The organism is Leifsonia sp. 22587 (assembly GCF_052044215.1).
Classification (GTDB): domain Bacteria; phylum Actinomycetota; class Actinomycetes; order Actinomycetales; family Microbacteriaceae; genus Leifsonia; species Leifsonia shinshuensis_C.
Genome location: NZ_JBQENB010000001.1, coordinates 1,049,254 through 1,061,008, shown reverse-complemented (window position 1 = coordinate 1,061,008; position 11,755 = coordinate 1,049,254). Strand labels below are relative to the sequence as shown.

Sequence of the window (11,755 nt, the reverse complement as noted above, 5' to 3'; positions counted from 1 at the left end):
GCCTGCGGCGGCGGTCAGCGAGTGGTCCCGGCGATCTTCGGGAGCGCGCCGCCCGCAGCCGCGTTGCGGTCGGGACGGAAGTTCGAGAAGTCGACGCCGGGGATGTCCTTCACCAGGTCGAGCTCGTCCTCGATCTGGGCGGCCTCCCACTCCTCCGGGCCTACGAGCGGCAGTCGCACGCGCGGGCTGGAGATGCGGCCGAGGCCGTGGAGGATGTACTTGGCCGCGACGGTGCCCGGCACGTGGGTCATGACCGCCCGCACCAGCGGTTCGAGCTTCTTGTGGGCGGCGGTCGCGGTGGCGAGGTCGCCGGCGTTGACCGCGTCGACGATCTGCCGGTACGGAGTCGCCGCGATGTTGGCGGTGACCCCGATCAGGCCGCTCGCACCGATCGACAGGTGCGGCAGGACGTTGGCGTCGTCGCCCGAGAAGTACATCAGGTCGGTCTGGTTCAGCACGCGGCTGACCTCGCTGAAGTCGCCCTTCGCGTCTTTGATGGCCAGGACATTGGGGTGCTTGGCGATGCGGAGGATGGTCTCGTAGCGGATCGGCACGCCCGTGCGGCCCGGGATGTCGTAGAGGATCACCGGCAGGTCGGTCGCGTCGGCGATCATCCGGAAGTGGGTCAGGATGCCCGCCTGCGTCGGCTTGTTGTAGTACGGGGTGACGACCATGACGCCGTCCGCCCCGGCCTTCTCGCTCTGCTGGTAGAGCTGGATGGCGTGCGCGGTCTCGTTGGAGCCGCCGCCTGTGATGATCTTGGCGCGCCCGTCGGCCACCGACTTGCCGACCTCGACCAGCCGCAGCTTCTCCGGGTCGGTCAGCGTCGACGTCTCGCCGGTGGTGCCCGTGACGACGATGCCGTCGGCGCCCGCCTGGATGACGTCGTCGATGTGCTTCTCGACCGCGGCCCAGTCCACTTCGCCGTCGGCGGTGAACGGTGTGACCAGGGCGACGAGCACCTGGCCGAACGGGTTCGCGGGGGATGACATGGCACCAGGCTATCGGTTCGCCGTCGCGGGGCGACACTTCCGCCAGGTCTGTGGAAAGAGGGCGTAACTGCGTACCTGTGGGGAATCCGGCCAGCACGGGGTGACGGTGTCGGAGCCCGTCAGTAGTGTGGGTCGCGCCCGGCCGCACACGGCGGCCCGGCGTCTCGAGGAGGTCTCCATGGCAGTCACCAGCGAATCCACCACCGTCTGGAACGGCGATCTGACGAGCGGATCGGGCACGGTCACCCTCGACTCGTCCCACGCCGCCGAGCTGGCCGTCAACTGGAAGGCGCGTTCGCAGGGCGGCGCCGAGGTCACCACCCCCGAAGAGCTTCTGGGAGCCGCGCACGCGGCCTGCTTCTCCATGGCGTTCTCCAACGTGCTGGCGCAGTTCGGCAACGCGCCGGAGAGCATCCGGACGACCGCCGCCGTCACCTTCGACCCGGCACAGGGCATCACCGGCAGCCATCTGCGGGTCACGGCCACCGTGCCCGGGCTCTCGGAGGACGACTTCCAGCGGCTCGCTGACGAGGCCAAGAGCACCTGCCCGGTCTCGCGCGCCCTGGTCGGCATCCCGATCACCCTCGACGCGACGCTCGCCTGATCGCCGCCCGGCCATGAAGGTGCTGCTCGCCGGCGCGTCCGGCATGATCGGCGGCGAGCTGCGCGNGCGCAGCTCGCCGAGGCGGGTCACGAGGCGCGGCGGCTCGTCCGCCGCGAGCCGTCCGCCCCCGACGAGTTCCGCTGGGACCCGGCGGCCCGTACCGTCGACAGCGCCCTCTTCGACTGGGCGGACGGTGTGATCAACCTGTCGGGGGCCTCGCTGCAGCACCTGCCGTGGACGCGCGCGACCAAGCGCCGCATCCTCTCCTCCCGCCTTCAGGCGACCGGCACCCTCGCCGAGGGGATGCGCCGCGCCGACAGCCCGCCCGCCGTCTTCGTCAGCGGTTCGGCGGTCGGCTACTACGGCGACCGGCCGGGCCAGGAGCTCACCGAGTCCGCGGGCAAGGGCCGTGGCTTCCTGTCCGACGTCGTCGACGCGTGGGAGGCGGCGGCCCGGCTCGCGCCCTCCGCGACGCGCGTCGCGCTCGCCCGGACCGGCGTCGTCGTCGGACGCGGCGGGGCGATGAAGCCGCTCCTCCCGATCGCGAAGGCGGGGCTGGCCGGTCCGCTGGGGAGCGGCCGTCAGCACTGGCCCTGGGTCAGCCTGCACGACGAGGCCGCGGCCCTCGTGCACCTGCTCGGCTCCGCGCTCGAGGGGCCGGTCAACATCGCCGGACCGACACCGGCGACGGCCGGCGAGCTGGTCCGAGCGCTGGCGGAAGCGGTCCGGCGGCCGTACTTCGTCCCCGTGCCGCGGTTCGCGATCGAGCTCGCCCTGCAGGACGCCGGCAGGGAGCTGCTGCTCGCCGACCAGCTGGTCGTGCCGCGCAAGCTGCTCGACGACGGCTTCGTCTTCCGCGACGTGACGGTTCAGGATGCGATGGACCGGCTCGTGGAGGTGCGCGCGGCCTAGCGCGCCGCCTTCGCCTCCGCGCGCTCCAGCCGGATGGCCTGGCGCAGCGCCTCGCGGGCGCGTCGGCGGTCCCCCGAGGCGTCGTAGGCGAGCCCCAGCCGGAACCAGGCACGCCAGCTCTCGGGCGCAGCCTCCACCTCGGCGCGGTACTGCGGGAACTGCTCGTCCGCCGCGTCCCGCAACGGCCGGCCGCTCGCGCGCGTCGGCAGGTCCTCGACCGGCAGACCGCCCTCGGCGTCCAGCCGCTTGACCAGCTGCTCGGTGCGCATCCCGAACAGCAGCTCCCGGCCGATCGCCCACGCGGCGATCACCGGCAGCACGAACAGCGCGATCCCCATCGCGACGCCGACCGGCTCCCCGGTCGCGATCAGCAGCACGGCGCGCTGGGTCACCAGCACCAGGTAGACGAGGAGCAGCAGCGCCATCAGCAGCGCGGCGAGGCGGTTCCTCATCGCGTGGGGTCGGTGCCGTCGTCGCCGGCGTCGCGCACGGTCGGGCGCGGGGGCTCGCCGCTCGGCTCGGCGATACCGAGGTCGATGAGCTGGTCGAGGCCCACCGTCACCCCGGTCGCGGTCGCCGCGGCACGCAGCGCGAGCAGGATGCCGCGCTCGTACGCCTCGCCGCCGGTGGCGTCGTGACGGATCGTCAGCTGCTCCCCCGGACCGCCGAAGATCACCTGCTGCTGGGCGCCGGCGCCGCGCATCCGGAGACTGTGGATGGGCACGCTGGCCACTTGCTGGCCGCGGGCCCGCTGGTCCGAGTGCGGCGCCTCCACCGGGCCCTTCGCGGCGCGGGCCGCTCCGATGAGCTCGGCCGTGCGGACCGCGGTGCCCGAGGGCGAGTCGACCTTGCCGGCACCATGCATCTCCACGATCTCGATCGAGTCGAAGAAGCGCGCGGCGACGGTCGCGAACGCCGTTCCCAGAGCGGATCCCAGCGAGAAGTTCGGGATGACGACCGCGCCCCGGCCCTCGTGCTGGGCGACACGGCGCTCCAGGTCGAGGATGCGGTCCGCCGACCAGCCCGAGGTGCCGACGAGGACGTTGAGCCCGTGGTCGACGGCGAAGGCCACGATGCCCGGGCTCACCTGCGGCAGGGTCATGTCGACCAGCACGTCGGCGCCGAGCATGTCGTCGAGGGGTGAGCGGGAGTCGAGCCGGGCCACCAGCTCCAGGTCGTCGGCCTGCTCGATGAGGCGCACCGCCACGCTTCCCAGTTTTCCGGTCGCTCCGGCGACGGCCACGCGAATGCTCACGTCCCCCAGCCTACCGTCGGGGCTGCGCCTTCACGCCGTGACCGGTGGGGCGGCTATACCCTGGGTCGATGGTGTCTTTCGCAGACGTCGCCGTCACCGACGCGACCGCCCACCGGATGCTCTCCGACTACTTCGCCGAGCGCGCCGAGACCTTCCCCTCGGTGCAGGGCGCGTACCGCACGGCCTTCCCCGACCCGGGCCAGTTCGTGGCGCCGAACGGGGTGTTCCTGCTCGCGTACGACGAGGGCGTCGAGGTCGGCTGCGGCGGCGTCCGCGAGCTGCGCGTGCCGCTGGCGGAGACCGAGGACGCCGCGCCGATCGTCCGCTACGAGATCAAGCACCTGTGGGTCGCCCCCGCCCGTCGCGGCAACGGCTACGGCCGGGCGATCCTCTCCGAGCTGGAGCAGCGGGCGCGCGGGTTCGGCGCGACCGAGGTCGTGCTCGACACCAACGCGAGCCTGGAGGCGGCCGGCGGCCTCTACCGGTCCCACGGTTATGAGAGCATCCAGCCCTACAACGACAATCCGAACGCGACCGACTGGTTCCGCAAGCGGCTCGCGTAGCGCCGCGCGGCCATTCCGGGCCTAGACCGGCTGGAGCTCCGGCAGTCCGGTGCGCAGCTCGACGGGCAGGTGCCCGAGGTCGTTGTGCACGACGAGCACCGGGGGCTTCGCCGAGCGCACGCGGATGATCGTGAGACCGCAATTGGCCTGATTGAGGCCCAGCCAGCGCCAATCCGGGGCGTCGAAGACGTGCCGCACGAACCATCCGATCACGAAGTTGTGCGTCACCAGCAGGTCATGCCGGTCGCCCATCGCCGGGGTGAGGAACTCGTGGACGGCGTCGTCCATCTGCGCCCGCCCCGCCTCGATCTCGGCCTCGGTGACCGGACCGAAGAACGACTCGAACGCCTTCGGCATGTCCGGCGTCGGCCCCGACGGGATGCAGTCGAACAGCAGGCTGGACGGCTGCGGCTCGAGCGCGGGCATCCGCTCCGCCATGATCGCGGCCGTCTCGGCCGCGCGGTTCAGCGGCGAGTGGTACATCGAGGTGAACGGGATGCCGCTGAGCCGTTCGGCGATGAGCTGCGCCTGGCGCTTGCCGCGCGGCGAGAGCGGGCCGTCCGGCAGGCCGTGCTCGGCATCCTGCTGCTCGCCGTGGCGCACGAGGTAGAGGTAGTGGGGCACGGATGGGACCTTTCGGAAGACGGAACAGAAGGGGGCGGCTCAGGGAGCGAGACCGGCGAACACGTCGTCGGTCACGCTCCCGACCGCGGCGACGGAGACCGGCCGTCCCGCCAGATCGGCGGCGAGGTCGCGCACATCGTCGGCGGTGACGAGGTGCAGGCGGCGGAGGCTCTCATCCAGGTCGGCGAACTCGCCCAGGGTGATCTCGGCCCGGCCGAGCCGGGACATGCGGGTGTCGGAGTCCTCCAGCGCGAGCGCGGCGCCCCCGGACAGCTGGCCGACCGCGCGCCGCAGCTCGTCGGGCGTCACACCGTCGGAGGCGAGGCGGCGCAGCTCGTCGAGCATCAGCTCGGTGACCTGGCGCGCCTTCGCGGGGGCGCATCCGGCATACAGGCCGAAGACGCCGGCGTCGGAGTAGGAGCCGGAGAACGAGTAGACGGCGTAGGCGAGGCCGCGACGCTCGCGCACCTCCTGGAACAGCCGGCTCGACATCCCGCCGCCCAGCACCGAGTTGAGCACGCTCATCGTGGTGCGGCGCTCGTCGGTCGCGATGATGCCGGGCATCCCGACGAAGAGGTTGGCCTGCTCGGTCGGACGCTGCACGGTCACGATCGCGCTGCCACGGGTGATCTCGGCGGCGCCGCCTGCGCGGCGGTCCACCGGCTGCGCGGCGAGGTCGAGATCCCAGCCGGCGGAGACGAGGGCCTTCTCGACGCCCGCGACCAGGAGGTCGTGGTCGACGGCTCCCGCGGCGGTGACCACCAGATCCTGAGGCCGGTAGTTGGCGCGGTAATGCTCCCAGACCCCGTCGCGCGTCGCGGCGTGGATGGTGTCGGGGCGGCCGCCGATGGGCCGGCCGAGGGGATGCGCACCCAGCACGGCCTGGAACATCCGCTCGTTCGCGACGTCGCCCGAGTCGTCCTCCGCCATCGAGAGCTCTTCCAGGATGACGCCGCGCTCGTTCTCGAACTCGGCCGGGTCGAGCACCGACGAGGTCAGCATGTCGCCGATGACCTCGACGGCCATCGCGAGGTCGCGGTCCTGCACCTTGGCGTAGTAGCAGGTGTACTCCTTGGCCGTCATCGCGTTGTGCTCCCCGCCGACCGAGTCGAACGAGACCGCGATGTCGAGCGCCGTGCGCGTCCGCGTGCCCTTGAAGAGCAGGTGCTCGAGGAAGTGGGTGGAGCCGAGGGATCCGGGATGCCCCGGCGTGCCGTCGGTCTCGTCCCGGGAGCCCACGGCGACCCAGTAGCCGAGGGTCGCGGAGCGGGCGCCGGGCACCTGCTCGCTGAGGATGCGGACGCCGCTCGGCAGGACGGTCCGGCGGACGAGAGCCTCGCCGGATGCGGCGAACGTCAGGTCGGCCACACCGAGGGGAAGGTCGACTGCGCTGTTCATCCCCTCCACCCTACGCCAGCGGGCCGCCGCGGCCCGCCTGAGAAAAAGAGGACAAACAGACTCTTCTGTCTACTGTATACTCGGATCACACGCAGCCCGGAGGCGCTATCGCCTCCCCCAGCAGAAGGAGTCGTCCGGATGGTCGTAAGTGCCCGAGCGACCATCCGGCCGCCCGCGCCGTCGAAGGTCAAGATCCTCGCGACGGCCGACGAGCTCTTCTACCAGGAGGGCATCCACACGGTCGGCGTCGACCGCATCATCGCGGGAGCCCGCGTCACCAAGGCCACCTTCTACAAGCACTACCGCTCGAAGGACCTGCTCATCATCGCCTACGTCGAGGGCCGCGACCGTCAGGTGCGCGAGTGGTTCGCCGAGGCGGAGACGAAGTACCAGGACCCGCGCGACATCGCCCGGGCCTTGGTGGATGCGATCAACGACGAGGCGGTCCGCCCCGGCTTCCACGGCGACCCCTTCATCAACGCCGCCGCGCAGTTCTCCGACGAGACCGACCCGGTGCGCGTCGCCGTCACGGCCCACCGCGACTGGTACGCCGACCGCATCGAGGAGCTGTTCCGCCAGATCGGGCACCCCCGCCCCGGCGACGCGGCCGACGACCTCATCCTCGCCCGCGACGGCGCCCTCGCCGGCGGCTACGTCGGCGACCCGATCGCGGCCGGCGCCGCCCTGCACCGCGCGCTCGACCGCATCCTCGGCGAGGCGTAGGGACCGCGGCGCTGCCGCCGCTGCCCGCCGCCCGCCGCCCGCGCTGCTGACTGCGGCGCTGCGTCACGTCTGCGCCCCGTCGCGCAGCCGCAGACGTTACAAACGTGGGCAAACGCGCCCACATCATCCGCCGCTCCTCCGCATCGCGAACGGAGGGTCGCAACTCGCCGTCACGGCCGCCGCATAACGGCGTGTCGCGCCCCTCGATCGCGGGATGCGCCGCGAGACGGCTGGGCGGGATGCGCGGGGCGGCGCGACTGCGGCGTTGCGGAACGTGTGCGGCGCGGCACGCGGGCGCAGACGTTACGGACGGGCGCAGACGCGCCGGCGGCCGTGCGGGGCGGCGCGCCGCGCTACTCGGAGACGCGGTCGAGGTCGAGCATCTGGGAGCGGGTGAGGCGGATGCCGGCGGCGGCCATCAGGGCGTCCACCTGGTCCGGGCGGCTGGCGCTCGCGACGGGGGCGACGATGGTGCGCTTGGCGAGCAGCCAGGCGAGCGCGATGCTCGCGGGTGCCACGCGGTGCTCGGCGGCGATGCGGTCGAGCACGGCCAGGACGCGCTGGCCGCGACGGTTCACGTAGGCGGACGCGCGCACGCTCCGGGCGCCGGCCGTCAGGTCGCTCTTCGTGCGGTACTTGCCCGTCAGGAAGCCGTTCGCCAGCGCGTAGTACGGCATCACCGCGAGACCCTGGGCGGCGGCGACGATCCGCGGCGCGCTCTCGAACTCGGTGCGGTGCATCAGGTTGTACTGGTTCTGGATGGCGACGAACTTCGGCAGACCGGCGGACGCCAGGATGCGGGCCTCGATCAGGCGGTCCGCGCTGAAGTTCGAGGCGGCCAGGTAGCGCACCTTGCCGCTCTCGATCAGCCACTCGGCCGTCGCGAGGCTGTCCTCCAGCGGCGTCTCGGGGTCGTCGTCGTGGAAGTACAGCAGGTCGATGTGGTCCGTCTTCAGCCGTTCGAGCGACGCCTCCACGGCGCGGACGATGCTGACGGAGCCGAGGCCGGGGTTCTCCTGGTGGCGTCCGACCTTCGTGGCGACGACGACGCGGTCGCGGTTGCCGCGCTCGCGCATCCACGAACCGATCAGCAGCTCGCTGCGGCCCCCGACGTAGCTGTCGGCGGTGTCGATGAAGTCGCCGCCGAGCTCGGCGAAGCGGTCGAGGATGGCGAACGAGGTGTCGCCGTCGGCCGTCCAGCCGAAGACGCTCGCGCCCAGCGACAGCGGGTACACAGCCATGTCGCTCTCGCCGATGCGGCGCTTGGCGATGATGGACAGCGGGCCGGTGCTCTCGATCGCCGGGTCGACGTCGATCACGCCGGTCGGCGGTTCGGCCGTGCCGGAGCGGGCCAGCTCGCGCCGCGAGGGCGCCGCGGGGGCCTTCGGGCGGGCGACCGTCCGAGTGGGTGCGGACGCGGCGGCGGAACCGGCCGCGGCGACATCGGTAGCGGGCGCGGCAGCAGCCGCGGCAGCAGAACCATCCGCGACGCCCCCGACAGCGGGCGCGGCAGAAGGTGCGGAGGCAACAGACGCAGCGTCGACCGCCGACGCGTCGGCATCAGCGGATGCGGATGCGGCCACGGATGCGGCCGCGGCAGCCGCAGCCCGCCGGCTCTCCGAACTCCGCAACCCGACCGACTCGAGCAGGCGCAGGGGAAGCAGCTGTGGCATCTCTCCCCCTCCCCGACGTACCCGTCTCGCCTCGTCCTCAGTGCTCACTCGAATCGATTCGAGACCGTTCGATTCCCTAGTGAACACTTGCAGATTACGTCATGCCACCGACGTGGGAAGGACGAAACGGGTGAACCTCGGAGGAAACCTTGGTCACAGTTTCATCACGAACGGCGGAGCACCGCCCGGGCGTGCGCGAGCACCGGTCCGTCGACCATCCGGCCGTCGTACCGGAACACTCCCCCGCCCGCTTCTTCGGCCGCCGCGAGCAGCGCGCGGGCGGCCTCCACCTCGTCCGGATCGGGCCGGTACGCGGCGCGGATCGTCTCCACCTGACCGGGGTGGATGCACGCGGTCGCCGCGAATCCGACGGCCACCGCATCCTCCGCCTCGGCCGCGAGACCGGCCGGGTCCGCGATGTCGAGATGGACCGTGTCGACGGCGTGGATGCCGGCGGCGCCCGCCGCGAGCAGCACCGACGACCGCGCGTGGCGGGCGACATCGCGGTACGTCCCGTCCGCGTGCCTGCTGGAGGTTCCGCCGAGCGAGGCGACGAGGTCCTCCGCGCCCCACATCAGTGCAAGAACGGACCGCTGCCGAGCGAGCGTGGGGGCCGCGAGCACTCCGGCGGCCGTCTCGCACAGCGCGATGACGTCGTAGCGGTCGAGGGCCGCGAGGTCGGCGACCGATTGGGCCTTCGGGAGCATGACGGCGCGGTACGGTGTGGCCGCCAGTGCCGAGAGGTCGGCGGCGTGGTCGTCGCTGCTCGCGGGATTGACGCGGACGATCACCCGCGACGGGTCCAGGTCCGACGCGACCAGCGCCTCCCGGGCGTCCGCGCGCCGGGCGGGATCGACGGCGTCCTCGAGGTCGAGGATCACCGCATCCGCGCGCTCCAGCGCCTTGGCGTACCGCTCGGGCCGGTCGGCCGGGCAGAACAGCAGCGCCGGCCCCCACGGGAACGGCCGCGCCGCGCCCGGCCCATCCGCGCCCGGCACGCCCCCGCCCGCAGCGAACGCCGCCCCCTCCCCCGTCACAGGATCCCGTCCGGCTCCGCCGCGCCCGGGTCGAGGGCGTCCGCGTCGCGCGCCGGGTCCGACGGCACCGACGCCGCATCCCGGCACCACACCATGACCTGGCGGGTCGCCGTCGCGACGACCACCCCGTCCTGGTTGCGCCCGGTGTGCTCCAGCGTCACGATGCCCTGGCCTGGGCGGGATGCGGACAGCCGCTTGGCCAGCACGACCGTCTCCGAGTACAGCGTGTCGCCGTGGTGGAGCGGATGCGGGAAGCTCACCTCGCTGAAGCCGAGGTTCGCGACGATCGTGCCCTGCGTGAGCTGGGTCACCGAGGCGCCGACGATCGTCGCCAGCGTGAACATGGAGTTGACCAGCCGCTCCCCGAACGGCTGGCGGGCCGACCAGGCGGCGTCCAGGTGCAGCGCCTGCGTGTTCATCGTCAGGGTGGTGAAGAGGACGTTGTCGGCCTCCGTCACCGTGCGGCCCGGCCGGTGCAGGTAGCGCGTGTCCGGCTCGAACTCCTCGTAGTAGAGCCCGCGCTGCTCGATCTCGCGCATCAGGCCGCCTCCTCCAGGTCCACGCGGAGCGGCGCTCCGGTCGCCGCGACCACCTCATCCACCGTCACACCCGGCGCGGTCTCGCGCAGCACCAGCCCGTCGTCGGTGACGTCGATCACGGCGAGGTCGGTGATGATCCGGTCCACGCATCCGGTGCCGGTGAGCGGGAGGGTGCACTCGCGCAGGATCTTCGGCCGCCCCTCCTTGTCGACGTGCTCCATCATGACGATGAGCCGTTTCGCGCCGAACACCAGGTCCATCGCGCCGCCCATCCCCTTCACCATCTTGCCGGGGATCATCCAGTTGGCGAGGTCGCCGGTCTCGGACACCTCCATCGCCCCGAGCACGGCCAGGTCGACGTGGCCGCCGCGCACCATCCCGAACGACAGCGACGAGTCGAAGAAGGCGGCGCCGCGGTTCACGGTGACCGTCTCCTTGCCCGCGTTGATGAGGTCCGGGTCGACGGCGTCGTCGGCGGGGTACGGGCCGACGCCGAGCACGCCGTTCTCCGAGTGCAGGATGACCTCGACGCCTTCCGGGATGTAGTTCGGGATGAGCGTCGGCATCCCGATGCCGAGGTTGACGTACTGGCCGTTGCGGAGCTCCTTCGCCACGCGGCCGGCGAGCTCGGTGCGGGTGAGGCTCATCGTGCGCTCCCTCCGGCGACGGTGCGCCGCTCGATCCGCTTCTCCACGTCGGGCGCGTGGACGACGCGCTGCACGAAGATGCCCGGGCAGTGCACCTGGCCGGGGTCGAGCTCGCCCGGCTCGACCAGCTCCTCCACCTCGGCGATGGTGATGCGGCCGGCCATCGCGGCCAGCGGGTTGAAGTTCATGGCCGCGGCGTGGAAGACGAGGTTGCCGTGCCGGTCCCCCTTCGCCGCGTGCACCAGCGCGAACTCGGGCCGGAGCGAGTGCTCGAGCACGTACTCGGCGTCGTCGAAGGTGCGCACCTCCTTGGGCTCGCTGGCGACCGCCACCGACCCGTCCGGCGCATAGCGGCGCGGCAGGCCGCCGACGGCGATCTGCGTTCCGACGCCCGCCGGTGTGTAGAAGGCCGGGATGCCGGCGCCCCCCGCGCGGAGCTTCTCGGCGAGCGTGCCCTGCGGGGTGAGCTCCACCTCCAGCTCGCCGGAGAGGAACTGCCGGGCGAACTCCTTGTTCTCGCCGACGTACGAGCTGATCATCTTGCGGATGCGGTGCTCGGCGAGCAGCAGCCCGAGACCCCAGTCGTCCACACCGCAGTTGTTGCTCACGACCTCCAGGTCGGTCGTCCCCGACTCCAGCAGCGCCTGGATGAGCGCGCTCGGGATGCCGCACAGCCCGAATCCGCCGACGGCCAGGGTGCTGCCGTCCGGGATGTCGGCGACCGCCTCCGCGGCCGTCGCCACCGTCTTGTCGATCATCCGTCCTCCTCCTCGTCGAGGTCGCGCGGC

General features: G+C 72.2%; 13 protein-coding genes and 1 pseudogene. 4 read left to right on the top strand and 10 right to left on the bottom strand.

What is annotated here, in order from left to right; all coding sequences use genetic code 11:
* Window positions 1-14: 14 nt before the first annotated feature.
* Complete coding sequence (dapA, locus tag ACTJI1_RS05125) at window positions 15-992, bottom strand: 4-hydroxy-tetrahydrodipicolinate synthase (protein ID WP_310130008.1); 978 nt, start codon at window positions 990-992, stop codon at window positions 15-17.
* A gap of 178 nt (window positions 993-1,170) precedes the next feature.
* Between dapA and ACTJI1_RS05120 the strand changes: the two genes are divergently transcribed.
* Together ACTJI1_RS05120 and ACTJI1_RS05115 are read left to right on the top strand one after the other, a co-directional pair.
* Complete coding sequence (locus ACTJI1_RS05120; protein WP_440741791.1) at window positions 1,171-1,596, top strand: OsmC family peroxiredoxin; 426 nt, start codon at window positions 1,171-1,173, stop codon at window positions 1,594-1,596.
* Between the two features lie 126 nt (window positions 1,597-1,722).
* Window positions 1,723-2,508: pseudogene (locus ACTJI1_RS05115) on the top strand (TIGR01777 family oxidoreductase); the annotation flags it as partial.
* Here the strand turns inward: ACTJI1_RS05115 and ACTJI1_RS05110 are convergent.
* On the bottom strand, window positions 2,505-2,960 hold the full coding sequence (locus ACTJI1_RS05110; RefSeq protein WP_310130013.1) for a tetratricopeptide repeat protein: 456 nt from the start codon (window positions 2,958-2,960) through the stop codon (window positions 2,505-2,507). The pseudogene ACTJI1_RS05115 and the gene ACTJI1_RS05110 overlap by 4 nt on opposite strands.
* A complete protein-coding gene (dapB, locus tag ACTJI1_RS05105) occupies window positions 2,957-3,763 on the bottom strand; it encodes a 4-hydroxy-tetrahydrodipicolinate reductase (RefSeq protein ID WP_440741790.1) in 807 nt (268 codons plus the stop codon). Before dapB ends, ACTJI1_RS05110 begins: the two co-directional genes overlap by 4 nt.
* 68 nt (window positions 3,764-3,831) lie before the next feature.
* Between dapB and ACTJI1_RS05100 the strand changes: the two genes are divergently transcribed.
* Window positions 3,832-4,326 (top strand): GNAT family N-acetyltransferase, encoded by a 495-nt coding sequence (locus ACTJI1_RS05100; RefSeq protein ID WP_440741789.1) that lies wholly within the window; start codon window positions 3,832-3,834, stop codon window positions 4,324-4,326.
* A gap of 21 nt (window positions 4,327-4,347) precedes the next feature.
* Here the strand turns inward: ACTJI1_RS05100 and ACTJI1_RS05095 are convergent, their stop codons facing one another.
* Both ACTJI1_RS05095 and ACTJI1_RS05090 read right to left on the bottom strand, forming a co-directional pair.
* On the bottom strand, window positions 4,348-4,950 hold the full coding sequence (locus ACTJI1_RS05095; RefSeq protein WP_310130017.1) for a histidine phosphatase family protein: 603 nt from the start codon (window positions 4,948-4,950) through the stop codon (window positions 4,348-4,350).
* Window positions 4,951-4,989: 39 nt separating this feature from the next.
* Window positions 4,990-6,348 carry a M16 family metallopeptidase gene (locus tag ACTJI1_RS05090; RefSeq protein ID WP_440741788.1) on the bottom strand — a complete coding sequence of 453 codons (1,359 nt, stop codon included), beginning with the start codon at window positions 6,346-6,348 and terminating at the stop codon, window positions 4,990-4,992.
* 138 nt (window positions 6,349-6,486) lie between these two features.
* Between ACTJI1_RS05090 and ACTJI1_RS05085 the strand changes: the two genes are divergently transcribed.
* Window positions 6,487-7,071 carry a TetR/AcrR family transcriptional regulator gene (locus tag ACTJI1_RS05085; protein WP_310130020.1) on the top strand — a complete coding sequence of 195 codons (585 nt, stop codon included), beginning with the start codon at window positions 6,487-6,489 and terminating at the stop codon, window positions 7,069-7,071.
* Between the two features lie 353 nt (window positions 7,072-7,424).
* Here the strand turns inward: ACTJI1_RS05085 and ACTJI1_RS05080 are convergent, their stop codons facing one another.
* The 5 genes from ACTJI1_RS05080 to ACTJI1_RS05060 all read right to left on the bottom strand — a co-directional run bounded on the left by ACTJI1_RS05080 (window position 7,425) and on the right by ACTJI1_RS05060 (window position 11,725).
* Complete coding sequence (locus tag ACTJI1_RS05080) at window positions 7,425-8,744, bottom strand: aldo/keto reductase (RefSeq protein ID WP_440741787.1); 1,320 nt, start codon at window positions 8,742-8,744, stop codon at window positions 7,425-7,427.
* Between the two features lie 164 nt (window positions 8,745-8,908).
* Window positions 8,909-9,742 carry an HpcH/HpaI aldolase/citrate lyase family protein gene (locus ACTJI1_RS05075; protein ID WP_440742178.1) on the bottom strand — a complete coding sequence of 278 codons (834 nt, stop codon included), beginning with the start codon at window positions 9,740-9,742 and terminating at the stop codon, window positions 8,909-8,911.
* A 35-nt stretch (window positions 9,743-9,777) separates the two neighbouring features.
* The gene (locus tag ACTJI1_RS05070) at window positions 9,778-10,320 is read right to left on the bottom strand and encodes a MaoC family dehydratase (protein WP_440741786.1); all 543 of its coding nucleotides are present in this window, start codon (window positions 10,318-10,320) and stop codon (window positions 9,778-9,780) included.
* The gene (locus ACTJI1_RS05065) at window positions 10,320-10,967 is read right to left on the bottom strand and encodes a CoA transferase subunit B (RefSeq protein ID WP_440741785.1); all 648 of its coding nucleotides are present in this window, start codon (window positions 10,965-10,967) and stop codon (window positions 10,320-10,322) included. The genes ACTJI1_RS05070 and ACTJI1_RS05065 overlap by 1 nt, the downstream gene beginning before the upstream one ends.
* Complete coding sequence (locus tag ACTJI1_RS05060) at window positions 10,964-11,725, bottom strand: CoA transferase subunit A (RefSeq protein WP_440741784.1); 762 nt, start codon at window positions 11,723-11,725, stop codon at window positions 10,964-10,966. The genes ACTJI1_RS05065 and ACTJI1_RS05060 overlap by 4 nt, the downstream gene beginning before the upstream one ends.
* Window positions 11,726-11,755: the final 30 nt, after the last annotated feature.